Origin of the sequence: Ensifer sp. ENS02, assembly GCF_014851885.1 — a bacterium.
In the GTDB taxonomy this organism is placed as follows: domain Bacteria; phylum Pseudomonadota; class Alphaproteobacteria; order Rhizobiales; family Rhizobiaceae; genus Ensifer; species Ensifer adhaerens.
Window position 1 is genome coordinate 59,231 of sequence record NZ_JACVAO010000017.1, and the last position, 24,226, is coordinate 83,456.

Sequence of the window (24,226 nt, forward strand, 5' to 3'; positions counted from 1 at the left end):
ACCAAAGACAGCGGTAGCCTTGATACACAAGGGCTACCATGCGATTCTTCGGACCTAATCCGAGGAGATAAGAATGTCGGAAACGATGCTTGCAGCACTTACCAACATTCGGAGGATACTCGAAGATCGCCGGCGTCATCGAGGCGGATCTCTGACGGATGGGACAGGCGCGCATTGAGATGGTCGTGAAGACCTTCATCGCCTCCACGATGCACAGAGCCTGGCCCACCTCCACCTGGCTGCCTTCCGTGACGATTGGAGTGGATCCCGGACCGCTTGACTGATGCACGATGCCCGAGGTCGAAGCGCGAACAAGCTGCCCTTGCGCCTGATCATTCAACCTTGCCGGCTCGGCCGCCGAAGGCTTTGCCCTCACAGGGGCCGAGATTTCCAGACTGACCGCGGCTTGACGGGCCGGATTGCGAATGACGACAGTCGTGTCTGCATCGCTGACTGTCAGCTCCGAGACACACGATCGCCCGACAAAATCGAGAAGCGTCTTGATCTTTTGCAGATCATTGTTTTCCCCACGAAACGAAGGTCACCGGCGCAGGCGTTGGACCCAATCCCCGGTTTCTGGCGATGAAAGCTTCACGAACATGAACGATCAATTCCGGCGGTCCACCGGGAATGTCGATACCTGCCCGCAGCTTAATCAGCGCGTTGACGAACTCGGCATTCGCCGCCAATCCCAGAACAGGAAACGGCAGCCTGTCCACGGCCGCCGTTTCGTGAGAAAATGGAGAACACTGGAAGGACCGCTCAACGGGTAAGCTGGGTCGGGCCCAGTCACGTTTCTGCCTGTCGAATAGATGGCCGCGGATCATGGAACTTCTCGTCGCCCTTGGCCTTATCGCCCTCAAGATCGCATTGCTGATCGCAATGCTTCTACTCCTGCCTTTGCCGCTGACCTGGCTGGAGCGAAAGATTGCCGGCCACATGCAGCAGCGCATGGGTCCGATGCGCGTGGGGTGGCACGGCCTGCTGCAGCCAGTGGCTGACGGTATCAAGCTCCTGACGAAAGAGGATCATATCCCTGCAGAGGCAGATCGCTTCCTATTCAAGCTGGCGCCAATCCTGGCGCTCGCTCCGCCCTTTGTGGTGTTTGTCGCGATCCCCTTCGGCGAGACCGTCTCAGTGCTCAATGCAGAGATCACCCTCTACGTTTCCAATCTGAATGTGGCATTGCTCTTCGTCTTCGCGGTGATCGGTCTGGAGGTCTATGGCGTCATCTTCGGCGGCTGGGCCGCCAACAGCAAATACGCCGTTCTCGGCAGTCTGAGGACCTGCGCACAGATGATCAGCTACGAAATCCCCATGGGTTTCGCAGTCATCGGCGTCGTGATGCTCGCACAGTCGATGAGCCTCGTGGACATCGTGCGCGCCCAGAGCGATCTCTGGAACATCGTCTATCAACCGATCGGGTTCTTCGTCTTCTTCGTTGCGGGATTGGCCGAAGCGCAGCGCATTCCCTTCGACCTGGCCGAAGCGGAAGGGGATCTCGGCGCCGGGTTCCATACCGAGTACAGCGGTATTCGTTTCGCGCTCTTCATGGTCAGCGAATACGTCATCGTGCTCCTGGTATCGGTCCTCTCCGTCATCCTGTTTTTTGGCGGCTGGAACGGTATTCTCATTCCGCTGCCGCCGCTTCTCTGGTTTGCGCTCAAGGTGGCATTCTTCATTTACGTGTTTATGTGGTTCCGTTTCACTTTGCCCCGCTATCGCTATGACCAACTGATGGCGATCGGATGGAAAGTCTTGCTTCCTCTGGCAATGGCGAACATAATTATCACTGGTATTGCTTTCACTTAGGAGCCAAGGCGGCTTGTCCACGCGCCTTCTAGGTTCGGTGTCGATCTGACGAAGATGCGTGTAGCAATCGAAGGGACTACAGCGACCCTCCCGCGTTGGAATAGACGCACGCCGCTGTAGAACGGCGCGACGATGTCACGCGTAGTCGACAGAGCTGGAACATGGATCGGCTGGGCGCTTTTTGCCGACCTGGCGAGCGCCTTTACGCTGACCTTTGGCTATATGTTCTCCAAGCCGGTGACCATGCAGTATCCGGACAAGGAGAAGTGGCTCCCCTATTCGCGCTATCGCGGCCATCACTTCCTCAAACGCGACGAAGAGGGCGAGATCAAGTGTGTCGCGTGCGAGCTTTGCGCTCGCATCTGCCCCTGCGACTGCATCGAAGTCGTTCCCTACGAGGACGAAATCGGCAACCGACACCCAGCAAAATTCGAGATCGACACGGCCCGGTGCCTGTTCTGCGGCCTGTGTGAAGACGCCTGCCCTGCGGACGCCATCGCACTTGGCCAGCAGTACGAATTCTCGAGTTTTTCGTCACGCGACCTCGTGATCGGACGCGACGATCTGCTCGAAAAACCTGGAAAGGCAATGACCGGCGGTGGTGTCGTCGCCGCACGCCTGAATACGGATGAGGACGTGCTGGTCGAAACGAGCGAACCGCGCGGATACAACTGGTGGCGCAATATCCGGCGAACGTGAGGAGCAGCAAACCGGGGCGCGCAGATAGGAGGCTCAGATGCTTGTCGGTGAAATCGTGAAGGATAAGGGTGCTGGAGTGATCGCAGTCGCTCCCGACCAGACGATGGTGGAGATCCTGCGGCTCTTTCGTGACAACAATATCGGCTTCGTGGTCGTCAGCCACGCGCCCGGAAGGTACATGGGCACGGTCTCGGAACGGGATTGCTGCAATGCGCTTGCGGAATATGGGCCTGAGGCAGCGCTGATGCCGGTCGCCGAGATCATGAACCGCAACGTGGCGATCTGTTCGGCTGTCGATGGGCTGCCCCTGGTGATGTCGATCATGACCCAGAGACGGACACGTCATGTGCTGGTCATTGAGGAGGAGGCCATTGTCGGCGTCGTCAGCATCGGCGACGTGGTCAAGCACCGGCTCGACGAGGCGCAGCGCACGGAGCGGCACCTGCACGAATACATTGCCGGGGCCGGCTACCACTGAGAGTGGCTTTGCGCCCACAGGTCGGGACGCGGGCCTTGCAGGGGCCTCGCGCGCACATCCTCATGCTCCTCGCCAGACCCGGTTCGTGCCCTCGATTGCGTGCGCTGTTTCTGCCTTGTGAACCTTAACCGGACACGGGTATTCACCTCGCCTCATCAAGCTGTTGAGGCGAAGAGACCGATAGTTTTCGGGAACAAAGACGAGCCCCTTGGGAAACGGCCTTTCGACCTTGAGCTGCGCTACCAGTTCACCGCGGGTTGAACGAACGACCACCTGATCGCCGTCCGAAAGGCGAAGCTCGGCCGCATTCTCAGCGCTCATCGCCACATAGGGATCGTTGGCGACCGTGTTCAGGATCTCCGAACGCTCGGTCAGATAGCCATTGTGGAACAGACAGTTGCCGGTGACGAGCATGAGCCCGCCGTGCGGTTGCGAAACGGTCGGCGGTGCATGGAAGGCTTCCGCCGGTGGCGTCGGGCCTTCTTTCGTGAAGGCACCGTCGGCACCAAGTCCGGACCAGGTGAGCGCCTGATAGGCCGGTATCAGCCGGGCGATCTCATCGAAAACCGCGACATGCGTCGAAGGCTGCAATATTTGGCCGCGCTCAGCTGCGACAAAATCGAAGATAGCGAGATTGCCCCGTGCCTCAAAGACTGGTTCCCGGAACTTGGCGACCTTTTGGATGCGACCCTCGTTGTTGGTAAAGCTGCCGGGCTCTTCACCGTAGCCCGCCGCTGGCAAGACGACCTCGGCCAGTGCGGCCGTCTCGTTAAGGAAACTGTCCTGGACGATCAAGAGATCAGCAGCACCAAGGGCCCGCGCCATGAGCTCTCTGTCCGGATAAGAGACCAGGGGGTCAGTTCCGACAAGGTAGAGTGCGCCCATTTGCCCAGCCACGCAGAGGTCCAGCATCCCGTCGAGATCAGCACCCGGCCCATGGGGGATTTCGGCGCCCCAGTTCCGGGCAAGAGCGGCGCGCGCCGTCTCGTCGACAACCGGCTGCAGCCCCGGCAAGCCGCCCGCCAGGGCCCCCATATCAAAGGCGCCCAGCTGGTTGGCGCGGTCGAAGAGGAACTGCAATGCTGGGGTCTTGCCGAGGAGGCGAAGCAGTTGCAAGAGATTGGTGAGTTGCTGCAACGCTCCCCGCGCGTCTGACGATCTCAGGAGGTCGACACTGACAAGCACGGTGACAGTGCTGCCTTCGTTGAGTGCTGCGGCCAGACGATCCGGTCCATCGCCGCCATTGCCAGCCACCGGGCCGCCGACTGCCACGCCGATCTCTGCAACAGCGTCACCTGACAGTTTGTCACCGACGGCCGCAGCAAGTCCGGCAACCACGGCTGCAAGGCTCGCGACCTCTCCGCCAGGCGATACACGAACCACAGCCTTAGCATCGGCGTCGAGGCGGGACGGTCGCGTCGAGAGCATGAGTAATCCAGTCCCGCGCCGCCTGGCGGCATCCCGCAGCAGATACTCGGTGACCGGGTTTTCCTCGGTCACGTTGCCGCCGATAACAAGCACGTGATCGACGCCGATCACGTCCGTCAAAGGTGCACGACTGTAGCCTGCCATCAGCGGGGCAAGCGCGTCGAAGGGGGTGGACCAGCGCGACGAGCAGTCGATGTTGTTGGTCGCAAAGACGGTGCGCATGAGCTTCTGGAACTGATAGAGCACTTCATTGGGCAGGCGCGGCGAGACAAGTCCGCCGGAAGCCTTGCTTTCGACCGCTGCTAGCCGCCGGCGCAGATAGTCTCCTGCTTCGTCCCAGGAAACCGGCACAAGAGTGCCGTCGCGGCGGATCATCGGTCGTTTGATCCGATCATGCCCTTCGATGAAGTCAAGGCCGAAACGGCCGCGTGCGCAGAGCGTTTCGCGGTTGACGCCGTGTTCCTCCTTGGACCGGACACGCATGAATTCGCCCTTGCGCGCGCCGACGGTCAGCTGACATCCCGTGCCGCAATGCGGGCAGATCGTGTCGACCTCGGCGAGATCCCAGGGCCGAGCCTTATAGCGATAGGGAAAGCTCATCAGCGCGCCGACCGGACAGACTTCGATGCAGTTGCCACACTGGTCGCAACTGGCAAGACTGCCCTCAAAGCCGGTGACGGCCGTATCCATGCCTTTCTCGACGGTCCCAAGGGCGACCGCGCCGACGACCTCCCCGCACATGCGCACGCAGCGCTGGCACTGGATACAGCGGTTGACGTTCATGATGACGACCGGGCTCAGGCGAATGTCGCGAGAATGGAAGACGCGCTTGGGATCATGAAAGCGGCTTCTCCCCGGGCCATAGGCCATCACCATGTCCTGGAGCTCACACTCGCCGCCCTTGTCGCAGATCGGGCAGTCGAGCGGGTGGTTGGCAAGCAGCATGTCCAGCATGGACGAACGTGTTTCATCAATCAGTGGCGTATCCGTTCGCACGACCATGCCTTCAGTGACGGCTGTGGCGCAGGACGGCTGTAGCCGCCGCAGCCCCTCGATCTCGATGAGACACATGCGGCAGGAGGCAAGCGGCGGCAGGCGCTTTAAGTAGCAGAAGGTCGGAATTTCGATGCCCAAGCGCTGGGCGGCCTGCAACACCGTCGAGCCGGCCGCAACTTCCAGTGTTTGCCCATTGATCGTAACGCTCACCATGACCTACTCGCCCGCGCTAGGCGCTCCTTAGTGGAACGGACACTTCCGCTCCTCGATATGGGCGACAAACTCCTCGCGGAAATGCGCAAGCGAGGCCCGCAACCCCATCGCAGCACCGTCACCCAAAGCACAAAACGTATTGCCGAAAATGCCTTTGCAGAGCATGTCCAGCTGCTCCATGTCGCCGGGGGCGCCCTCGCCCGCCTCGATCCGGCGCAGCACTTTCACAACCCAGTTCAACCCCTCGCGGCAGGGTGTGCACTTGCCGCAGGACTCGTGGTGAAAGAACTCGATGATGCGGGTGGCGACCTTGACCATGCAGGTCGTGTCATCGACGACGATCACGCCTGCCGAACCCAGCATCGTGCCGGCAGCAGCAAGCGAGTCAAAGTCCATTCCGACGTCTAGCCCCTTCTCCGGGATCACCGGTGCGGAAACACCACCTGGTATTACCGCCTTGATCTTGCGACCGGCCGGCGGCCCGCCGGCATGGTCCTCGACCAGTTCTCGAAGCGGGATCCCCATCGGCAGTTCGTAAAGCCCGGGCATGCGCACCTGCCCGCTGACGCAGTAGAGCTTCGGGCCGGGGCTCTTTTCGGGTCCGATACCACGAAACCAGTCAGGGCCCCGCGCCACGATATGCGGCACGCAGACCAGCGTCTCGACATTGTTGATGACGGTCGGGCTGGCATAGAGCCCCGCAACGGCTGGAAATGGCGGCTTCAGGCGCGGCTGCGCCCTCTTGCCCTCGAGCGAGTCGAGCATCGCGGTCTCTTCGCCACAGATATAGGCACCAGCACCGCAATGGACGTGGACGACGAAATTGAAGTCCGAGCCCAGTATCCGCGTTCCGAGATAGCCTTTGGCTTTGGCCGCGGCGATCGCCTGTTCCAGCCGCCTGATCGCCAGCACATACTCGCCGCGAACATAGACATAGGCGACCTCTGCCCCGATCGCATAGGCGCTGATCGCCATACCTTCGACCAACTGGTGCGGGTCGCGCTCCATGACGATCCGGTCCTTGAAGGTGCCAGGCTCCCCTTCGTCGGCGTTACAGCAGAGATACTTCGGCTTGTCGGCCCGCTTGGGGACGAAACTCCACTTCATGCCGGTCGGAAACCCTGCTCCGCCGCGGCCACGCAGGTTCGACCGCTTGATAAGATCGATGATCTCGTCGGGCGTATGTTCCTTGAGGGCTTTGTGAAGCCCTCGGTAGCCGCCGCCGGCCTCATAGGTCGAAAGAAGATGCCCATCCTGCACGTTCACATTCTTCAAAAGAACCGGTTCGTACATGGTTATTCCCCCGGCGGTTCGACGGCAGCGAGATCGGCGCCGGCCGCGTGGGTAACCATGGCGCGCAGCCGGGCAAGGAGTGTGTCGATCCGCTCGATGTCGAGATTGCCGTGATAGTCGTCGCCGACCTGCATGACCGGAGCCATTTCACAGGCGCCGAGGCATTCGACGGTCGAGAGCGTAAACAGACCATCCGCCGTCGTGCCTCCCTTCTTGATCCCGAGCACGTTCTCCAGATGCGTCAGCAGATCCTCGGATCGCCGCAGCATGCAGGATACGTTGTCGCAGAGTTGCAGATGGAACTTGCCCACCGGCTCGGTATGGAAGAGCGTGTAAAAGGTTGCGAGCTCGTAGACCCAGATCCGTTCGACGCCGAGGATTTCGGCGACTTCCTCCAGCACCGGGCCGGGCAGATGGCCATGTTCGCGCTGCGCGATCAAAAGCGCCGGCATGATCGCCGAGCGCTGGTCGGGATACCGCGCCGCCGCCTGTTCGATCTTCTCGCGCATCGCCATCACGTCCAAATCTCCGCTACTTGTCGACCTCCGCCATCACAGGATCGAGGCTGCCGAGCACGGCGATCATGTCCGCCAGATAGCGGGCGTTCGTGACGCCGAAAACGCCTTGAAGGTTGACGAACGAGGGTGCCCTGACCTTCATGCGGAACGGTTTCGGCGACCCGTCGCTGATGATGTAGAACCCAAGCTCCCCCTTGGGCGCTTCGATTGCCGAATAGACCTCGCCCTTCGGCACGCTGAAGCCATAGGCCGACAGGTCGAAATGCTGGATCAGGGCCTCCATCGAGCAATGCACCCGCTCCTTGTCGACGGGGAAGGCAATCGTCGGCATGTCGACCTGGAACGGCCCCTCGGGCATCTGGTCGATGCATTGTTCGATGATGCGCATGCTTTCACGCATCTCATCGACCCGGCAGCGCCAACGCGCATAACAATCGCCTTCGTCGCGCGTGATGACATTGAAATCGAGCCGGTCGTAGATCTCGTAGGGCTCGTCACGACGGATGTCCCAGTCGACGCCGGAAGCACGCAGGTTCGGACCGCTCAGGCCGAGATCGATGGCGTCTTCGGCGGTGATGACGCCGATCCCTTGGGTGCGTTTGAGGAACACCCGGTTGTCTTCGAGCAGCCGCTCATAGTCGCGGATCCGGTTTGGGAAGATGTCGCAGAACTCCCTGATCTTTGGGAAGAACCCGTCAGGCAGATCCTCGCGAACGCCACCGACCCGGCAGAAGGAGGTGTGCATGCGCGCACCGGTGACCATTTCGAGGAGATCCATGATCATTTCACGCTCGCGCATGACGTAAAGCAGCGCGGTCATGGCGCCGAGATCCATCGGCAGCGCGCCGGTGATCAAAAGATGACCGGAGATGCGCGCGAGTTCCGCCATCATCACGCGGATATATTGTGCCCGGATCGGGGCCTCGATGCCGAGCAGCTTCTCCACCGCGAGCGCGAAAGCCAGGTTGTTCGAGGGCGGGCAGAGGTAGTCGAGCCGATCGGTCAGCGGGAAGATCTGCGTATAGGTAAAGCTTTCTGCCAGTTTTTCCGTGCCGCGATGCAGGTAGCCGATATGGGGGTCCACCCGCTTGACATACTCACCGTCCAGTTCGAGCACGAGCCGGAGGACCCCATGGGTGCTGGGGTGTTGGGGTCCGAGATTGAGAAGCACTTCCTTGCTGTTGAGCGCTTCTCCTTCCGGCCTCGTGAGCTCGGTGACTTCGGTCATCTCAACTTTCCGGTATCGATCGGTCTCCGTGGTTCATGTGGTTTCGGGTCGGTCCAAAAGGAAACCGCCCGCACTTCCTCCCCCTATGGAATGTTCCGTGTGGCGAGGTCGGGCTGGGTCGGCGGCGGACCTTCGGCGCCAAACGGGTTCAGCTTGTCCTTGTACCCCTTAAGCGGAAAGTCCTTGCGCTGGGGAAAGCCCTCGAAGCCCTCCCACATATAGATCCGTCGCAAGTCGGGATGCCCCTGGAACCGGATGCCATACATGTCCCAGGCTTCGCGCTCGTGCCAGTTGGCCGTGCGCCAGACCCCGGTGACCGAGGGAACCTCAGGCGGATCGCCAAGTCGACACTTGATGCGGACACGCCAGCGGTTCGGCAGTGAATAGAGATGGTACACCGCCTCGAAGCGCGGCGTTTCGGGATAATGGTCAACCCCGCAGATGTCGGAGAGAAAGTTGAACCTGAGCTCGGGCTGGTCCTTCAGGAACCGGCAGAACTCGACGATCTTTTTGGGCGGAACCACGAAGACATCAATGCCATGCGCAGTGCCGAGATCCTCGATGGTTTCCCCGAAGCGCTCCAGGATCAAAGCGCGATTGAGAGACGGCTCGACACTCATGATGCCGCCACCCGATCGAGAGGCGTTCCGGCAAGCGCGCGGGACTTCTTGATCTTTTCTTGCAATAGCAGGAAGCCATGCATCAGCGCCTCAGGCCGTGGCGGACAGCCGGGCACGTGCACATCGACCGGCACGAAGGTTTCAGACCCTTGCACCACGGCATAGGTGTTGTAGACGCCGCCCGAAATGGCGCAGGTACCCATGGCGATCACCCAGCGCGGCTCCGGCATCTGGTCGTAAAGCCGGCGCACAACGGGGGCGAACTTCCGGGTCACCGTGCCGGCGATGATCATCACGTCGGACTGCCGCGGCGAAGGGCGAAACACCACGCCGAACCGGTCGAGGTCGTAGCGCGCGCAACCCGCCGAGATCATTTCGATGGCACAGCAGGCGATGCCAAAGGTCTCGGGCCACAGGGCCGACCTTCGGCTCCAATTGATGACGCTCTCGGCCGTGGTGAACAGCACGCTGTCCTGAATCGTGTTTCCTACTCCTCCCATTCCAGCGCTCCCTTCAGCCAGGCGTAGGCAAAACCCACGAGAAGCAGCACGATGAAGACGAACATTTCGAGATAAGCGACAAGACCAATCTCTTTGAGGACGATTGCCCAGGGGAAGAGAAACATCGCCTCGACATCAAAGACGACCAGGAGGATCGCAAGGATGAAGAACTGCACCCTGAAGCGTCCCCCGGCTGCCTCGCCTGCCGGGTCCATGCCGCATTCATAGGGCATGTTCTTTTCAGGATAAGGATTGGACGGCCGCAGTAGCGAGGAAACAAAAAGCGTCGCCCCCACCACCAGAACAATTCCGGCGATCATGAAAAGAACCGGCAGGAAATCCGCTGCAGACATATCGCGCAGCCCGGTCACCCATCGGGGCGTTGCTCAAGCCGCGATCGGCTCCTTCGGGCCGGTAACGCGGCCGCCCAGTAGGCGGCTAAGGGCATTCCTTTCCTAAGCTGCTAGTTTATTCTGTCGGATAGGCCAATGCAAATACGATCGCTCAGCCGCCGAAGGCCGACTGCTGGGCGAGCTTCAGAAACCAGGCCGGAAACAGGCCGATGCCAATCGTGCCGGCGGCGGTGACGGCGAGAGCAGCGCCGACCAGGGGCGTCAGCGCCGGCTCGAACGCCCGCTCCGGTTCGCGCATGAACATCACCATGACGATGCGGATGTAAAAATAGGCGGCGACGGCGCTCAGGAGCACCGCGATCACGGCCAGCAGGACGAAACCACGCTCGACGAGCGCGACCAGAACGTAGAACTTGGCGAAGAAGCCTGCCGTCGGCGGAATGCCCGCCAGCGAAAACAGATAGAGCAACATCAACAGCGCCAGCCCCGGATGCAGCTTGGCGAAGCCGGAATAGTCCTCAATGACTTCGCCCGAGAAATTGCCGTTGCGCATCATGATGACGGCGCCAAAGATGCCTAGGTTCATGAAGGTGTAAATCAGAAGGTAGAGCATTACGCTGGCGATCCCATCCGCACCGCCGGCCACGATGCCCAAAATGGCAAAGCCGGCATGGGCGATGCTGGAATAGGCGAGCAGGCGCTTGACGTTATCCTGCACCAGCGCCACGAAGCTGCCGAGCGCCATCGTCACCACCGCGATAACGGCCAGTATGATCCAGACGTTGGAGCTTGCGACCAACGGGTTGAGGAACACCCTGAGGATCACCGCAAACCCTGCCGCCTTGGGCCCGACGGACATGAAGGCGGTAATCGTCGTCGGGGCACCCTCGTAGACATCCGGCACCCACATGTGGAACGGCACCGCGCCGATTTTGAAGACCAGTCCGGCGACGATGAAGACCACCGCAAGCAGCAAACCCGGATCGAGCGGATCATTGCTGACTGCCGCCGCCATCCGGTCCAGTTGCGTCGTACCGGTAAGGCCATAGACCAGCGAAACACCATAAAGAAAAATCCCGGTCGAGACGGCGCCAAGGATGACGTATTTCAGTGCCGCCTCGTTTGAGCGTTGTTCACGCCGAAGGAAGCCGGTCAGCACGTAGGTGCACAGCACCATCAGTTCGAGGCCAACATAGATCGACAGGAGATCGGTCGCAGACGCCATGATCATCATGCCGGCGAGCGCAAGCAGCAGCAGCACATAGTATTCGCTGCCGCCGATCCCTTCGATATCGGCATAGTTTCGCGAGAGCAGGAACGTGAGCAGGATCGACAGGTAGAACAGCGATTTGAAGAAGATGGAGAAGGGGTCGGCGACGAACATGCCCGCATAAGCCGGCTCTGCCCCTCCTGACAGCGTGAATGTCGCCACCGCAGCGACCAGCACCACACCGATCGACGCCCAGACAAGAAGAGCGTCCTTCGGCAAGAGTTGCCCGCCAAGCAATAGGATGCAGGATCCGATAATCACGATGATTTCGGGCAGGCTTACGAGGATCGACGCAAGGAGCGCTGCGGCGGTCATAGGCCGTTCCCCCTGTCGTGGACCTGCTGCAAAAGATGCGTGACCGAGCTGTCGATGATGGCTAGAAAGGGCTTGGGGTAGAACCCGACCCAAAGCACGAAGACGGCAAGCGGCAGGATCGCCACCAGTTCGCGGCCATTGACGTCACGAACCTTGAACCGTGCGCCGACGGTCGGCGGACCGAGCGCCACTTTCCGGTACATGCCAAGCAGATAGGCCGCGCTCAGCAATGCGCCCGATACGGCGACTGCGCCAAGGGTGAGGTTGGCCGCAAACCCGCCCGACAGCACCAGCAATTCGCCCACGAACGCGTTCGTTCCCGGCAACGCCATCGACGACAGCACGAACAACGCCAGAAATCCGGTGTAAACGGGAGCCACCTTCATCAAGCCGCCATAGTCGGCGATGCTGCGGGTATGGGTGCGCTCGTAGATCAGGCCGACGAACAGAAAGAGCGCGCCGGTCGTCACGCCGTGATTGAACATCTGCAGGATGCTGCCTTGAAGCCCGAGCGGGTTGAGGGCAAAAATCCCAAGCGTCACGAAGCCCATATGGCTGATGCTCGAATAGGCCACCAGCTTCTTCAAATCGTCCTGCGCCAAGGCAAGCAGCCCGCCATAAACGATCGCGAGTGCCGATAGAGCCATCATCAAGGTCGAATAATAGACTGAAGCCTCCGGCAGCATCGGCAGCGAGAACCTCAGGAATCCATAGGCCCCCATCTTCAGGAGTACGCCGGCAAGGATGATGCTGCCGGCCGTCGGAGCCTGCACATGGGCGTCCGGCAGCCAGGTATGGAGCGGGACCATCGGCACCTTGACCGCGAATGCGACGAGGAAGGCAAAAAACAGCCAGGATTGAATGTCGAACGGCAGGTCGAGTGCCATCAAGGCGAGGATGTCGAACGTCCTGCCACCTTCGAAGTAAAGAACGATGACGCCGATCAGGAACAGGAGGCTGCCCGCCAGGGTGTAGAGGAAGAACTTGAACGCCGCATAGACCCGGCCATCGCCGCCCCAGACCCCGATGATCAGGTACATCGGGATCAGCATCGCCTCCCAGCAGACATAGAACAGAAAAAGGTCGAGCGCCGTGAATACACCCAACATCAGGGTCTGCATGGCGAGCAGGCAGACCATGAACTGCTTCACTTTGCGGTCGATGGCGATCCATGATGCGAGCACCGAGACAGAGCCCAAAAGCGCGGTCAGGAACACGAAGAGCGCGCTGATCCCGTCGATGCCGAGCGCAAAGGTTATGCCGAGCGCCGGCACCCACGGGTGCTTCTCGACGAACTGCATCTCTGAGCTCCCGGTATTAAAACCGGAAAGCATCGCAATGGCGAGCGCCACGTCGAGCAAGGTGAAGCCGAGCGCTGCCCACCGAACCGTCTCGTCGCTGCGCAGGAGCATCACAACCGCCGCCCCGGCGGCCGGTACGAAGACGATCAGGCTGAGCAGCGGGAACGCCATCACACCCCCTACTGCCACACGACGGCAAAAACAGTGATCGCCGCGATCACGCCGGCGATCATCGCCAGCGCGTAGTGGGTGACCATGCCGGTCTGCAACCGCCGCAACGCGCCGCCGCCAGCAAGGATGGCGCGGGCAAGCCCGTTCACCGCCGCATCGACGCCATTTAGATCCACCCGCAGTCCGGCGCGCGCCGTGACGTGCAGGAGCGGCAGGACCAGAGCGTCGGACACATTGCTCACTGCCTTTTCGTATCGCGCCAGCGGTTTCTCGGCGAGCCACAGGAAGGCTCGCGCGCCCTTGCGGTAGAACCAGTCCGTATCGATGCTGATGGTATTTTCCGGATCGAGCGCTTTCAGGAAGAGCACGAAGCCCAGTGCGGTAAACATCAGCAGACCGAGGCTTTCGGTGACATGCGCGCCCGTATAGGGCTCGAAGGCGACCGGATAGGGAAGGAGCGCATAGAGCGGTCCCGGGAACACGCCAATCGCGATGCAGAGCACTGCCGCCATACCCATGGCAACCAGCATGTTGCTGGGGGGCTCGCGCGCTTCCAGCTTTCGATCAGGCCCGAAAAACATGTAGTACGGCAGCTTGAGGCCCGTGTGCAGGAACGTGCCTGCCGATGCCATCGTGAGTACCAGAACCACGAGTGCCCTGTGATCCTGACCGGCGGCGGCGATCACCATCGACTTGGTGACGAAACCCGAGAAGAACGGAAAGGCTGAGATCGCGAAGGCGCCAACCATATAGAGCGCGACCGTCAGCGGCATGGTTTTGTAGAGCCCGCCGAGCTCGGTCAGTTTCCGCCGTCCGGTGACCTCAATCACCGCCCCTGCCCCCATGAAGAGAAGCGCCTTGTAAAGGATGTGTGCGAAGGCATGGCTGGTGGCTCCATTTACCGCCATTTCAGTGCCGATCCCGATGCCCGCCACCATGTAACCCACCTGGCTGACGATGTGATAGGCGAGAAGCCGCCGACAATCGTTTTCCAACACCGCGTAGATGACGCCATAGAGTGCCATCGCAGCACCGAGCCAGACGAGAAGCTCGGTCCCCGGGAATGCGCGCGCCAGCACGTAGACGGCCGTCTTGGTGGTGAAGGCGCTCATGAACACCGCCCCTGTGACGGTCGCTTCGGGATAGGCGTCCGTCAGCCAGGCGTTTAGCGGCGGCACCGCAGCATTCAGCAAAAAGCCCGCAAGGATCAGATAGCCGCCAATATCCATTGCTCCCGCGGCACCGCCTCCGGCGATCGGACCGAAGAGCAACGAACCGGCGGCGAAACCGTGGAGCACGATGCCACCAAGCAGAGCGACGCCGCCCGTGACGTGCACCATCAGATAGCGGAAGGCCGCACGGATCGCGCGTTCGCCCCCTTGCGCAAAGACCAGATAGGCCGAGGCAAACGCCATGCCCTCCCAGAAGAGGTAGAGGGTCAGATAGTCACCGGCAAACACCACACCCAGCGCACTGCCGACATAGACGAAGGCCGCCACATGCTGACCTGCCCGCGGCAGATGCAGCGCGTAAACCATGCCGATCAGCGCCATGATGGTGAAGACGGTGGCAAAGACGATGCTGAGCTTGTCGACCTTTGCAAACAGGATTTCCTGCCCGAAGACGCGCGCCGCGCCATAACTGCCTGGCTCCATCGTCAACACCGCGACGATGGCGAGAGCAGGAACGAGCACCAGAAAGACCTTGCGGACCGATCCCTTCAGGAACGGGATCGGCACGGCGCCGAGAATGAGCAGGATGCCGGGATGGACGAAGTCAATCATAGTAGTCCTCGCGCCGCATGAGGCCGACTTGGTGGCCGAGGAACTTGGAAACGAAAATGATGAGCACGCAGGAGCCGAAACCATAAGCCGTCGACCAGCCGGGCAAGCGGTCCCACAGATATTCGGCGTGTTCGCGCGGAACCAGGAAATCGGCGACGACGATCAGAACGAGCACGAGATAGAACAACCTGCGGCGAGACCGCGCATAGCGCTCGTCGCCAAAGAAATCGACGATGTGCCTGATCATCTGACCACTCCTTCCGCCAAGGCGATGAAATAGCCGGGGAAGATGCCCATCAGCACCGACAGGGCAGCGGTCGCCACCAGCGGGATCGTTACCAGCGGAATTTCCCGGACGGGTTCTGCTCCTCCCGGAGCCTCTGTTCCGAAAAAGGCGATATAGCTCACCGGCAGGAAGTAGGCGGCGTTGAGGACCGAGCTTGCCAAGAGGACGACGAGGAAAGCCATCTCGCCTGCTTCGACCGAACCGAGCGCAAGATACCACTTGCTGACGAAGCCCGCAGTTGGCGGCACGCCGATCATGCTCAGCGAAGCGACGAAGAAGGCTCCCATCGTCCAGGGCAGCCGGCGGCCGATGCCGGCCATGTCGCTGATGTTGCGTTTTCCCGAGGCGCAGTAGATCGATCCGGCGCAGAAGAAGAGCGTGATCTTGGAGAAGGCGTGCACGGCGATATGAATGATGCCGCCGATCATCGCGACCGGAGACAAAAGCACAGCACCCAGCACCACGTAAGAGAGCTGGCTCACCGTCGAATAGGCAAGCCGCGCCTTCAGGTCGTCGCGGGTCAGAGCATAGATCGACGCCATAAGGATGGTGAAGGAGACGAGATAGGCCGTTGCGATGCCGAGCCCCAGCCTTGCGACCAGATCCACGCCGAAGACATCGAACACCAACCGCAACACGCAAAACACGCCCATCTTAACCACGGCCACTGCATGCAAGAGCGCGCTCACCGGCGTCGGTGCAACCATTGCGGCGGGCAGCCAGGCGTGCATCGGCATCACGGCGGCCTTGGCGAAGCCGAAAAGGTAGCAGAAATAGACAACCGTCAGCAGCGGCGCCGAAGCGTCCACTTTCGCCAGCAGGCCCCCCGGCACAAAGTCGAGCGATCCGGCAATCTGGTAGGTCAGCGCCAGCGCGGCAAGAAGCACGCTTTTCGATGCGCCCATCAGGTAGACGAGATACTTTCGGCTGCCTGCCCAGGCCTCTTCGTCCTCGTGGTGGTAGACGAGCGGATAGGTCACGAGGCTCAGAACCTCGTAGAAGATCACCAGAGTGAACAGATTGGCCGCAAACGCCCCCCCGACGGCGGCGGCGAGACTGGTGGCAAAGCAGGCGAAGAAGCGGGTCTGCGCGTGCTCGTTCAGGTGCCGCATGTAGCCGATGGAATAGACCGCTGCGACGATCCAGAGCAGCGAGGAAACGGTGGCAAACACCATGCCGAGCGCATCGACCCGGAAGGCGAAGGCGATGCCCGGCAGGATCTCGAACAGGCGGAGGTTAAGAGTACCACCCGAAAGCACCGTGGGTGCCATCGAGATGACGATCGCGAACATGACGACCGCGGCAAGCGGCGAGACGGCGTCCCGGATTTTGTCGTGCTTGTTCAATAGCAGAACTGCAAGTGCCGCCAGTCCTGCGACGGCGACGGCAAGTAGCGGCCGGATTGAAAGCAGCGGTTCCAAGCCGCTATCCTTTCATCGTCGTCATGTCGTCGATCTTGAGGGTGGGCTTGTTCCTCACGAGGGCGACCAGAATGCCGAGGGCGACGGCAACTTCCGCCGCGGTGATGGCGATGACGAAGATCGCGAAGATCTGCCCGCGAAAGTCACCGTAGTACCGTCCAAAGGCGATGAAATTGATGTTGACCGAGTTGAGCATAAGCTCCAGCGACATCAACACGACCAGGATATTGCGCCTCAGCAGCACACCCGCGGCTCCGATCACGAAGAGGATCACGGCGAGCGAAATGTACCACCAGAGCGGAACCATCACCCGGTCTCCTTCCGGGCGAGCACGATGGCACCAACGAGTGCCGCCAGAAGGATGATCGAAGCGACTTCGAACGGCAGGAGATAATCGGCGAAAAGCACCGTGCTCAGCTGCCTCACCTGGTCACCGCCGCGCGACGCGACGGGCTCAACCGCCGAAAAGCGGCCACTCCAGAGCACAAGCGCAAGCATCTCGACCCCAAGCAGGACGAGGAGGGTCAGTGCGGGCAGATTTCGCCCGGGCACAAAACGCTGCAGTACCGCTTCGCGCACGTCGATCATCATGATCACGAACAGGAAGAGGACCATGATGGCGCCGACATAGACGAAGATCTGCACCACTGCCAGCAGTGGTGCTTCAAGCAGGACAAAGATTGCCGAGATTTGCAGGAAACATGCCATCAGCGCCAATGCGCTATGAACAGGGTTCCGTGCCAGGACGACTGTAAGGGCGGTAACGACGGCCCCCGCAGCAAACAGAAGGAAGAACCCCTGGCCCATGACGCAGCCTCTCCCGCGCGAACTATTCCGCGGCGCTTGATGGCCGGAATTCAGAGAGCGCCGCAGTTTCAGTTGCGTTTATAAATTGTGCCCCAAGGAACGGTTTTTCACAAGAATATTGTCTGCAACTTAGTTGAATGAGGCTTGATAGGTCGTCAATGCGATCCTCTTGGCGAGCGGCATGCGGGTGCTTGCCCAAACAACATCAATTGCTAATATGCAATATCGGGTGGCAGCCAATTGAAGCGAATACCCCAGTCCGCCAGCTGCGGGGAATATTCAAGCGATAACAAACGTTCGATTCTGTGACGGCCTTGGGGAGAGGCGAGCACGATGCGAATGTGGTTTTCATGGTTATCCCTGCTTGCACTCACTCTGATCGCGTCCACTGATGCGTTTGCAGCCGAAAGCGGTCGACGCCTGGCGCTCGTCATTGGAAACTCGACATACGAAGCCGCCGGTTCGCTTCCAAACGCCTCTCGCGACGCGCGCGCGTTCGGAGCGTTCCTCTCCGCCCAAGGATTTGATGCTGACATCGTTATCGACGTGAACCGCAGCCAGTTGGCCGAAGCGGTCTCGCGCTTTTCGCGCAGAATAGCGGCAAACGACGTAGCGCTTTTTTACTATGCCGGTCACGGCATGCAGCTTCGCGGCGAAAATTATCTCGTCGCCACCAACGCCAAGCTTGCGAACGAATTCGACGTTCATGCCGAGACCCTCGCACTTGCCGATGTGGTGCGTGCGATCGAGACGAAGGCAAAGATCGCGCTCGTCTTTCTGGACGCCTGCCGCAACAATCCGCTTGCCAACCGGCTCAACGAAGAAATCGAAGGTGCAACCCGAAGCCTTGCGACGCGGGGACTGGCCCCGATTGAGACGGAAAGTGCCGGCACCATGGTCGCCTTTGCAGCGGCACCCGGGCAAGTCGCATCTGACGGACGCGGCGAGAATTCGCCATTCACTCAGGCGCTCGTCAGCCACCTGGCGAGCCCAGGCCTTGAGATTGGGACAGCGTTCAAGCGGGTCATCCGCGACGTGAGAGAGGCAACTGCCGGCAAGCAATCGCCGCAGATCCTGTCTTCGCTCTCGCTCGAATTCTACTTCGGGCCTGCCTTGCAACAATCGGAGCAGGCACCAGTTGCCGCCCCGGTGACAGATCCGAAAACTGTGGCGGCCGAGGCAGATTTTCAGAAGGCGCTGCGGATCAACACTGCGCGTATATGGACGTTCTTTCTCGCAAAACATCGCGATGGCGAAAGCGCCGATGTCGCTCGGCAGATGCTGGCGGTGATGCAGCCTGAGGCGGCTTCTTCCCCGTCGTCGTCAACGCCGCAGGAACGCGAGAACGAACTTGTCCCTGACAAGGCCAAGCGAACCGAGATCCAGCTGGCCCTTGCCGCGAAGGGCTACGACACGGGAAGCGCCGACGGAGTGTTCGGTGCGCAGACCCGAAGGGCCATAACCGGCTACCAGAAATCCGCTGGACTTACGGAAACGGGCTATTTTGGTGAATCGACCGCCAAGGCGCTTGGCATCAATGTGGTCAGTGCTGCCGACGGTCTTTATTCTTCGCCCAAAGCGCGGCGGTATCTACCGAAGGATTTTGTCGGCCTCGAGACCGATCAGCGCGTCTGGAAGGCCATTGACTGCGACCCATGGCAGGAGAAGGTCTACGGCTCGTTCAGGGGCCACATATACCTGGTGATACAGGCGCAATGGGGAACGTGGAACTCGGCGAATATGGCTGCCAAGCGCTGTGGTGGTCACCTCGCCACAATCGGCTCGAAGGAGGAGAACGATTTTGTGACTTCGCTCATCAGCAAGGAAGATCGCTTTTTCTTCACCAACTTTAACGACGGATATTCTCACAAGTTCGGTCCCTGGATCGGTTTGATCCAAGATGAAGGCGGTCGCGAACCCAGGGGCGGCTGGCGTTGGGTCACCGGTGAGGCACTGACATTCACAAAGTGGCTGGAAGGTTCACCGAACGAAGACAATCCAGGCGATGACGTCGGCATGTACTTCGTGGGTATTGAAGGAAAGCACGACATGAAGTCGGTTCGGCTGGAGACGTGGGCGGATATGCCGGCGACGGATTCCACCCACAGTTTCGTCATCGAATTCGATTGATTGCAACGCCTCGCATCGTCGCTCTGTGCGCTACGGCGCCGCGTGTCGCTTCAAGAGAGCGTTCACCTGTTTGGGCAACAGAGAAATTCCTTGGAAAAACGATATGTAGCCTCTTGGCCGCACTTGCTCTTAGCCGGGGCGCTCCAGACGATACATCATGCGATTTTACACGCCTGCGATCTCCGTCAAGCGGTCGCATCCTCCTTCACCTGCAAAGAGGCGGCTTGCGGTCAGACCATGGTCGCGCCCGTTCAAGTTGGCTAGCGAGTTGGAACAATGTTGCCTCATCGCCGAAGCGGCCGACGAAATGCGTGCCGATCGGCAAACCGCCGTCCGTCCAGAAAAGCGGGACCGACATTGCAGGCTGTCCGGTCACGTTGAACACCGGCGTCCAAGGCATGAAGGCGAACGTGTCTGCGGCAAGTCGTTCGGCAATCCCAAGCTTTCGAAGCAACCAACCGGCCTTGGCGCGGCCGATCGCACGGATGATCGTCTTCTCATGACGGGAAGGCTGGAGCGCCCCGATCGGCGGGGGCAAGCGTGAAAGCACTGGCGTCATGAGTGCGTCATGGGTCTCGAAGAAGGAACTGACGCCGCGCGCTGCCAACTTGAGATAGCGCAGGGCCTTTGCAAGATCGCTTGCGGAGAAAGCCTGTCCAAGCAGGCCCATGCCAATCGTGGAAGCGTCGAAGTCCTCGACCCTGATCGGGACACCGGCCGCTTTGGCCGCGTCCTCCATCTCCACGCGCAGTTCCGCGGCAAGCACGGTGAGAAATGATAGTGAGAATGCCTCCGCATCGACTTGGGGTGCTACCTCGACGATCTCGTGACCAAGTTCGGAGAGCAGCTTCGTCGCGTCAGCAAATGCGGCAAGGACCTCCGGTTCGACTTTACCACCGAGCATCGGCGCTGAGGAAACCGCGATACGTAGTTTTCGGGGCGGCCCTCTGACGGCATCGAGGAATGAGCCCGAGGAGGGCGACAGATAGTGCGGCGCACCCACGTCGGCTCCCTGCACATAGTCGAGCAAAGCGGCCGAGTCGCGCACCGACCGGGTCAGTACATGCTCGACGGCAAAACCCGCCCAAGGCTCTCCGATATAGGGGCCAGACGGGGTGCGGCCGCGCGTTGGTTTCATCCCAAACACCCCACAGGCCGATGCCGGGATCCGGATCGAGCCGCCACCGTCACCCCCAGAGGCGAGCGGCACGATGCGAGCTGCGACTGCCGCTCCTGAACCGCCGCTGGAGCCGCCCGGCGTGCGCTCGAGGTCCCATGGGTTCCGAGCCGGGCCGAAGGTTTCGGATTCTGTATAAGGCGTCAGCCCGAACTCAGGGGTGTTGGTCTTGCCGAGGATGATCAACCCTGCCTTCTTCCAGCGCTTCACGATTTCGGAATCGCCGCCGGCGGCAAGCTTCGCCCAATGGCGGTTGCCATGAGATGTGGGCACACCCTCTACCGCGGACAGAAGGTCTTTCATCAGAAATGGAACGCCTGCGAAAGGCGCACTGACATCCACAGTGGATGCTGCGCTCCGGGCCTGTTCGAGCAAGGTGAGAACAACGGCGTTGAGAGCCGGATTTCGAGTTTCGATCCTTGCGATTGCTGTCTCTACCAGCTCAAGAGCTGACACGCCCCCGGCCTTCACCAGTTCCGCCAATCCGAAACCATCCAGATCGTCGTACTCAACCAGCATGGACTTCCCCTCGAGTTCCGCTTGAGATTCTATTCTGAAAAGCCCGGTTCGAGAAAGCCCGGGTTTCTCTCGCCAACCAAGCAGTCTATCGAGCATGCCGAAGCGCCTGGGCGGAGGAAAGATCGGAACCGTCTATCCAGCGACAATAAGGGTGTTGCCAGCGTTTCTATCGCGTATCGGCCGTAAGTTTCCCGATGTGGTGCTTCATGTGACGCGCGGCTCGACCAGCGACATCATTCGCGGACTGGAGAACGGCCAGATAAATCTCGGCTTCATCCGTCCGGTCGAAAACATCGGGTCCTTGCGCTTCTTTTCGATCGCGCACGAGCGCTATCTGCTGGCGGTCGAAAAGACGAGCGCACTTGCGGTTCGAAGCGAGATCGACATCGAGGACCTTCGCTCCGAGAAGATCATCGCCTTTTCCCGTCAGAACCTCTCCTATTCGGAGCGCTATTTCTCCCAGATGTTCGAGACCCATGGCCTTCCTCAGTGCGGAGCAGCACAAAATGTAGTTGCATGCGGGGAATTCCCGCCTCGACAAGTTGCGTGTTTTAACGCATGCTCATGGAAAATTTCAACTGGCATTGGGGACACAGATGCGGTTGATTGTTTTATCAGCGTTATTCGGAGCCACGTTTTCGGTTTCATACGCAACCGATTTTTCGGAAGACTTTGCCGCTGGCAGTCTCGGTAAGAGTTGGTGTGGTTGCCAGATTGACCAAAACCAGCCGGTGACCTTCGGTTCTGACCCCCAAGAGGTTGGCGACAAGCACGCACAGATTACGGTTGATCCGTCGATAGCGGACAATGAATGCGAAAAAAGCGAGCAAATTAAGTGTAATGCTGCAACCAGTGGCGCCAAGACCGCAATAAGCGGGTCAACCTTTCAACACGACGAAGATTTCCCGGATGACCTCGGGCCGTCCTTCATCGAGGGGTTATTGGATTACACCATCCTCAAATCCGGCACCCCGGCCATTCAACGCCAGGAATTGCGTCTCGTAAAAAATCTGGAACATGACAGTGCGGACGCACATGAGTATGTGATTACTTTCCGCATTTCGAAGCCCGATACCACCATCAGGACGCGCTAGATTACGGCTCAGTGGAAACAGGAGCCGCTCCCATCATATGGCGTCGGCTGGAGCCCCAGTCCGTTTCTCGCCCAGCGTTATGACGGCGGCGTGCTCTATGTCACTGTTCAGGATGAAAACTGCAGGTGTCTGATCGCATCCGCCAAGGCTCCCAATCAAACTTTCAAATGGGAGAAAGGAGCACTGTCCAAATGCAAGGTGACCTACCCTAAGAAGAATGAGGGTCATGCGTGTACCAGTGCGCTCGTCGCCCGTTATGGAAAGAACCCGTGGCTGGACGCGCCTTCATCCGGGTGGACGGAGATGCGCTATCTCATCAAAGCAGGAAGAGAGAAGCGCGACTTCATTGAAGTCTATCAGGACGGTCGGTTCATCGTGCGGGTATCCGGGAAGATTGGCTACGTGCCGAAGCCGGGCACGAAGATCAAGACGAAATTCAAGATCGGACACTACCGGGACTACATGCCCAGCACGGACGTACTTGAGGTCGATTCGGTGAGGGTGTCGCCCAGATGAGAGGACTTACTTCGCGCCGCGCATGTTCGCTTGCGCTGTCAGCAGCCTTACTCCTATGCGCTATCCTTGTAAGCGGCACTCGATCTGCAGCAGCCACTGAGAACGACAAAATACATCGTCCAATGTCAGCTTCCTCCTTTGCGCGCGGAGCGGAAATCAAACAGGTCTCATTCGAGTGCGACGTCACGCCATCTAAGCGATGTGATCTAAACACGTTTGTGCAGTACGCACGCGTGTGCGCTTTGCTAGTGGTGCAGAAAGGCAGCCTCCTCCTGGAATACTTCAATCGCGACGATGGCTTCTGCCCCGAAAGGGGGGCGATCAATGAGCCGACCCGACGCTACGGCATCGCTTCGGTAACAAAGGCGATTACCTCAACCTTGATCGGACATGCGATCGCCACTCGCTACGGGGCAAGAACGCGCGACGATTTCAGGCGGATCTTGAAGATGCCTGTAGGTAGGTTTGTGGAACGAATGCACGTTCCTCCCCCAAGCGCGTACGCAAACGTGCCATTGCAAGACGTTTTACGCATGCGCTCCGGAGTCCGTTGGAATGAGTTGGGCTGGCACGGGCTGTTCTCCGATGCGAACCAGTTCAGTCTAGATGTGCGAAACCTCAAGATGAACGTTCGGGACTTCGCGAGGCGCTATCGAGCGCGAAATGAGGACGGCGACGAGAGCTTCAACTACTCGGCTCTGGATGCGGCGGTCGTCGCCCTCGTTGCGGAGCGCATGGTGGCCCCATCCTCCCTCACTGATTTCCTCGCGAAAGGCATCTGGTCCGCCATAGGCGCACAAGGCGACGCGTCGTGGGGCGTTGACGGGGACGGAACTGCGATCGGACCATGCTGCTTCAAAGCCGAAGCCGGCGATCTCGCACGATTTGGCGTGTTCGTTCTGAACAAAGGAAGAGTGGGCCGTAGTCAAATTGTTCCGGAGGCATGGTTCGATATAGCAACCAGAACAAACACAGTCGACGACGACGCGATCGACCTCGAGAACCGCTATCAGAACATCGGGTGCCCTTTGGAGTACCGATACTTCTGGTGGCGACGACGCGGACACTCGGACTTCACTGCGATCGGTCGGGACGGCCAGTTCGTCCACGTCTACCCGGACAGCGGGACCGTTGTCGTCCAAATTAGCGATTGGAGGGCTTGGAGCAATGGATCAGCAAGAGAGTGCCTGACCTTCAGGGCACACGACGCTTTGGTGCGCGCTGCTGTGAAGGCGCAAGAAGTGCCTCACACCGCTTCTACTTCGCCGAACTAGTTATCGTTCAATCACGTGCAACG

At 60.0% G+C, this 24,226-nt stretch carries 23 protein-coding genes and 1 pseudogene; 8 read left to right on the forward strand and 16 right to left on the reverse strand.

All coding sequences use genetic code 11. The annotated features are described in order from the left end of the window. Positions 1-515: 515 nt before the first annotated feature. Positions 516-827 carry a hypothetical protein gene (locus IB262_RS28830; RefSeq protein ID WP_110819588.1) on the reverse strand — a complete coding sequence of 104 codons (312 nt, stop codon included), beginning with the start codon at positions 825-827 and terminating at the stop codon, positions 516-518. Here IB262_RS28830 and nuoH point away from each other — a divergent pair. From nuoH to IB262_RS28845, 3 genes are all read left to right on the forward strand, one after another. Then, on the forward strand, positions 826-1,812 hold the full coding sequence (nuoH, locus tag IB262_RS28835; protein ID WP_060607611.1) for an NADH-quinone oxidoreductase subunit NuoH: 987 nt from the start codon (positions 826-828) through the stop codon (positions 1,810-1,812). The two genes, IB262_RS28830 and nuoH, sit on opposite strands and share 2 nt — an antisense overlap. A gap of 132 nt (positions 1,813-1,944) precedes the next feature. Continuing rightward, positions 1,945-2,511, forward strand: a complete 567-nt coding sequence (locus IB262_RS28840) for an NADH-quinone oxidoreductase subunit I (protein ID WP_192494028.1) — start codon at positions 1,945-1,947, stop codon at positions 2,509-2,511. Positions 2,512-2,548: 37 nt separating this feature from the next. After that, positions 2,549-2,989 (forward strand): CBS domain-containing protein, encoded by a 441-nt coding sequence (locus tag IB262_RS28845; protein ID WP_192494029.1) that lies wholly within the window; start codon positions 2,549-2,551, stop codon positions 2,987-2,989. 60 nt (positions 2,990-3,049) lie between these two features. On the opposite strand, the gene nuoG is transcribed toward IB262_RS28845, so the two are convergent. The 14 genes from nuoG to IB262_RS28915 form a co-directional block, all read right to left on the reverse strand. Continuing rightward, on the reverse strand, positions 3,050-5,626 hold the full coding sequence (gene nuoG, locus IB262_RS28850; protein WP_192494030.1) for an NADH-quinone oxidoreductase subunit NuoG: 2,577 nt from the start codon (positions 5,624-5,626) through the stop codon (positions 3,050-3,052). 27 nt (positions 5,627-5,653) lie between these two features. Continuing rightward, positions 5,654-6,919: an NADH-quinone oxidoreductase subunit NuoF gene (gene nuoF / locus IB262_RS28855; RefSeq protein ID WP_112983471.1), complete on the reverse strand. Its 1,266-nt coding sequence runs from the start codon at positions 6,917-6,919 to the stop codon at positions 5,654-5,656. 2 nt (positions 6,920-6,921) lie between these two features. Further along, positions 6,922-7,434 (reverse strand): NADH-quinone oxidoreductase subunit NuoE, encoded by a 513-nt coding sequence (nuoE, locus tag IB262_RS28860; protein WP_112983472.1) that lies wholly within the window; start codon positions 7,432-7,434, stop codon positions 6,922-6,924. 16 nt (positions 7,435-7,450) lie between these two features. Further along, entirely contained in the window at positions 7,451-8,665 is a 1,215-nt protein-coding gene (gene nuoD / locus IB262_RS28865; RefSeq protein ID WP_192358001.1) for an NADH dehydrogenase (quinone) subunit D, read from the reverse strand. An 83-nt stretch (positions 8,666-8,748) separates the two neighbouring features. Then, positions 8,749-9,285 (reverse strand): NADH-quinone oxidoreductase subunit C, encoded by a 537-nt coding sequence (locus IB262_RS28870; RefSeq protein ID WP_192358002.1) that lies wholly within the window; start codon positions 9,283-9,285, stop codon positions 8,749-8,751. Further along, positions 9,282-9,785, reverse strand: coding sequence for an NADH-quinone oxidoreductase subunit B (locus tag IB262_RS28875; RefSeq protein WP_060517302.1), 504 nt, complete (start codon positions 9,783-9,785; stop codon positions 9,282-9,284). Before IB262_RS28875 ends, IB262_RS28870 begins: the two co-directional genes overlap by 4 nt. Beyond that, positions 9,773-10,138, reverse strand: coding sequence for an NADH-quinone oxidoreductase subunit A (locus tag IB262_RS28880; protein WP_134887305.1), 366 nt, complete (start codon positions 10,136-10,138; stop codon positions 9,773-9,775). Before IB262_RS28880 ends, IB262_RS28875 begins: the two co-directional genes overlap by 13 nt. Before the next feature lie 151 nt (positions 10,139-10,289). After that, positions 10,290-11,723, reverse strand: a complete 1,434-nt coding sequence (locus IB262_RS28885; protein WP_192494031.1) for an NADH-quinone oxidoreductase subunit N — start codon at positions 11,721-11,723, stop codon at positions 10,290-10,292. Then, positions 11,720-13,195 (reverse strand): NADH-quinone oxidoreductase subunit M, encoded by a 1,476-nt coding sequence (locus IB262_RS28890; RefSeq protein ID WP_192494032.1) that lies wholly within the window; start codon positions 13,193-13,195, stop codon positions 11,720-11,722. Before IB262_RS28890 ends, IB262_RS28885 begins: the two co-directional genes overlap by 4 nt. An 8-nt stretch (positions 13,196-13,203) precedes the next feature. Beyond that, positions 13,204-14,979, reverse strand: a complete 1,776-nt coding sequence (locus tag IB262_RS28895) for a Na(+)/H(+) antiporter subunit D (protein WP_192494033.1) — start codon at positions 14,977-14,979, stop codon at positions 13,204-13,206. Further along, a complete protein-coding gene (locus tag IB262_RS28900; protein WP_192494034.1) occupies positions 14,972-15,226 on the reverse strand; it encodes a hypothetical protein in 255 nt (84 codons plus the stop codon). Before IB262_RS28900 ends, IB262_RS28895 begins: the two co-directional genes overlap by 8 nt. After that, positions 15,223-16,686, reverse strand: a complete 1,464-nt coding sequence (locus IB262_RS28905) for a monovalent cation/H+ antiporter subunit D family protein (protein ID WP_192358010.1) — start codon at positions 16,684-16,686, stop codon at positions 15,223-15,225. The genes IB262_RS28900 and IB262_RS28905 overlap by 4 nt, the downstream gene beginning before the upstream one ends. Before the next feature lie 4 nt (positions 16,687-16,690). Then, a complete protein-coding gene (nuoK, locus tag IB262_RS28910) occupies positions 16,691-16,993 on the reverse strand; it encodes an NADH-quinone oxidoreductase subunit NuoK (RefSeq protein ID WP_034796789.1) in 303 nt (100 codons plus the stop codon). Next, on the reverse strand, positions 16,993-17,493 hold the full coding sequence (locus IB262_RS28915) for an NADH-quinone oxidoreductase subunit J (RefSeq protein WP_034796791.1): 501 nt from the start codon (positions 17,491-17,493) through the stop codon (positions 16,993-16,995). Before IB262_RS28915 ends, nuoK begins: the two co-directional genes overlap by 1 nt. A 339-nt stretch (positions 17,494-17,832) precedes the next feature. On the opposite strand from IB262_RS28915, the gene IB262_RS28925 reads away from it, so the two are divergent. Beyond that, positions 17,833-19,623, forward strand: coding sequence for a caspase family protein (locus IB262_RS28925; RefSeq protein ID WP_246802740.1), 1,791 nt, complete (start codon positions 17,833-17,835; stop codon positions 19,621-19,623). Positions 19,624-19,828: 205 nt separating this feature from the next. On the opposite strand, the gene IB262_RS28930 is transcribed toward IB262_RS28925, so the two are convergent. Further along, positions 19,829-21,415 (reverse strand): amidase, encoded by a 1,587-nt coding sequence (locus IB262_RS28930; protein WP_246802736.1) that lies wholly within the window; start codon positions 21,413-21,415, stop codon positions 19,829-19,831. A 22-nt stretch (positions 21,416-21,437) separates the two neighbouring features. Between IB262_RS28930 and IB262_RS36070 the strand changes: the two are divergent. The 4 genes and pseudogenes from IB262_RS36070 to IB262_RS28950 all read left to right on the forward strand — a co-directional run. Next, positions 21,438-21,803 (forward strand): annotated as a pseudogene (locus IB262_RS36070) (LysR family substrate-binding domain-containing protein); the annotation flags it as partial. Positions 21,804-22,050: 247 nt separating this feature from the next. Further along, the gene (locus IB262_RS28940; RefSeq protein ID WP_192494037.1) at positions 22,051-22,413 is read left to right on the forward strand and encodes a hypothetical protein; all 363 of its coding nucleotides are present in this window, start codon (positions 22,051-22,053) and stop codon (positions 22,411-22,413) included. Between the two features lie 90 nt (positions 22,414-22,503). Continuing rightward, on the forward strand, positions 22,504-22,929 hold the full coding sequence (locus IB262_RS28945) for a hypothetical protein (RefSeq protein ID WP_192494038.1): 426 nt from the start codon (positions 22,504-22,506) through the stop codon (positions 22,927-22,929). Positions 22,930-23,051: 122 nt separating this feature from the next. Then, complete coding sequence (locus IB262_RS28950) at positions 23,052-24,203, forward strand: serine hydrolase (RefSeq protein WP_029742531.1); 1,152 nt, start codon at positions 23,052-23,054, stop codon at positions 24,201-24,203. Positions 24,204-24,226 lie beyond the last annotated feature (23 nt).

Excerpts from the sequence above, each read along its gene's own strand:
- nuoF (WP_112983471.1), bottom strand. The coding sequence starts at position 6,919 with ATGTACGAACCGGTTCTTTTGAAGAATGTGAACGTGCAGGATGGGCAT.
- nuoG (WP_192494030.1), bottom strand. The coding sequence starts at position 5,626 with ATGGTGAGCGTTACGATCAATGGGCAAACACTGGAAGTTGCGGCCGGC.
- IB262_RS28870 (WP_192358002.1), bottom strand. The coding sequence starts at position 9,285 with ATGAGTGTCGAGCCGTCTCTCAATCGCGCTTTGATCCTGGAGCGCTTC.
- IB262_RS28900 (WP_192494034.1), bottom strand. The coding sequence starts at position 15,226 with ATGATCAGGCACATCGTCGATTTCTTTGGCGACGAGCGCTATGCGCGG.
- IB262_RS28840 (WP_192494028.1), top strand. The coding sequence starts at position 1,945 with ATGTCACGCGTAGTCGACAGAGCTGGAACATGGATCGGCTGGGCGCTT.
- IB262_RS28895 (WP_192494033.1), bottom strand. The coding sequence starts at position 14,979 with ATGATTGACTTCGTCCATCCCGGCATCCTGCTCATTCTCGGCGCCGTG.
- nuoE (WP_112983472.1), bottom strand. The coding sequence starts at position 7,434 with ATGGCGATGCGCGAGAAGATCGAACAGGCGGCGGCGCGGTATCCCGAC.
- nuoH (WP_060607611.1), top strand. The coding sequence starts at position 826 with ATGGAACTTCTCGTCGCCCTTGGCCTTATCGCCCTCAAGATCGCATTG.
- nuoD (WP_192358001.1), bottom strand. The coding sequence starts at position 8,665 with ATGACCGAAGTCACCGAGCTCACGAGGCCGGAAGGAGAAGCGCTCAAC.
- IB262_RS28925 (WP_246802740.1), top strand. The coding sequence starts at position 17,833 with ATGTGGTTTTCATGGTTATCCCTGCTTGCACTCACTCTGATCGCGTCC.
- IB262_RS28875 (WP_060517302.1), bottom strand. The coding sequence starts at position 9,785 with ATGGGAGGAGTAGGAAACACGATTCAGGACAGCGTGCTGTTCACCACG.
- IB262_RS28845 (WP_192494029.1), top strand. The coding sequence starts at position 2,549 with ATGCTTGTCGGTGAAATCGTGAAGGATAAGGGTGCTGGAGTGATCGCA.
- IB262_RS28830 (WP_110819588.1), bottom strand. The coding sequence starts at position 827 with ATGATCCGCGGCCATCTATTCGACAGGCAGAAACGTGACTGGGCCCGA.
- IB262_RS28950 (WP_029742531.1), top strand. The coding sequence starts at position 23,052 with ATGTCAGCTTCCTCCTTTGCGCGCGGAGCGGAAATCAAACAGGTCTCA.
- IB262_RS28930 (WP_246802736.1), bottom strand. The coding sequence starts at position 21,415 with ATGCTCGATAGACTGCTTGGTTGGCGAGAGAAACCCGGGCTTTCTCGA.
- nuoK (WP_034796789.1), bottom strand. The coding sequence starts at position 16,993 with ATGGTTCCGCTCTGGTGGTACATTTCGCTCGCCGTGATCCTCTTCGTG.
- IB262_RS28880 (WP_134887305.1), bottom strand. The coding sequence starts at position 10,138 with ATGTCTGCAGCGGATTTCCTGCCGGTTCTTTTCATGATCGCCGGAATT.
- IB262_RS28890 (WP_192494032.1), bottom strand. The coding sequence starts at position 13,195 with ATGGCGTTCCCGCTGCTCAGCCTGATCGTCTTCGTACCGGCCGCCGGG.
- IB262_RS28915 (WP_034796791.1), bottom strand. The coding sequence starts at position 17,493 with ATGGGCCAGGGGTTCTTCCTTCTGTTTGCTGCGGGGGCCGTCGTTACC.
- IB262_RS28885 (WP_192494031.1), bottom strand. The coding sequence starts at position 11,723 with ATGACCGCCGCAGCGCTCCTTGCGTCGATCCTCGTAAGCCTGCCCGAA.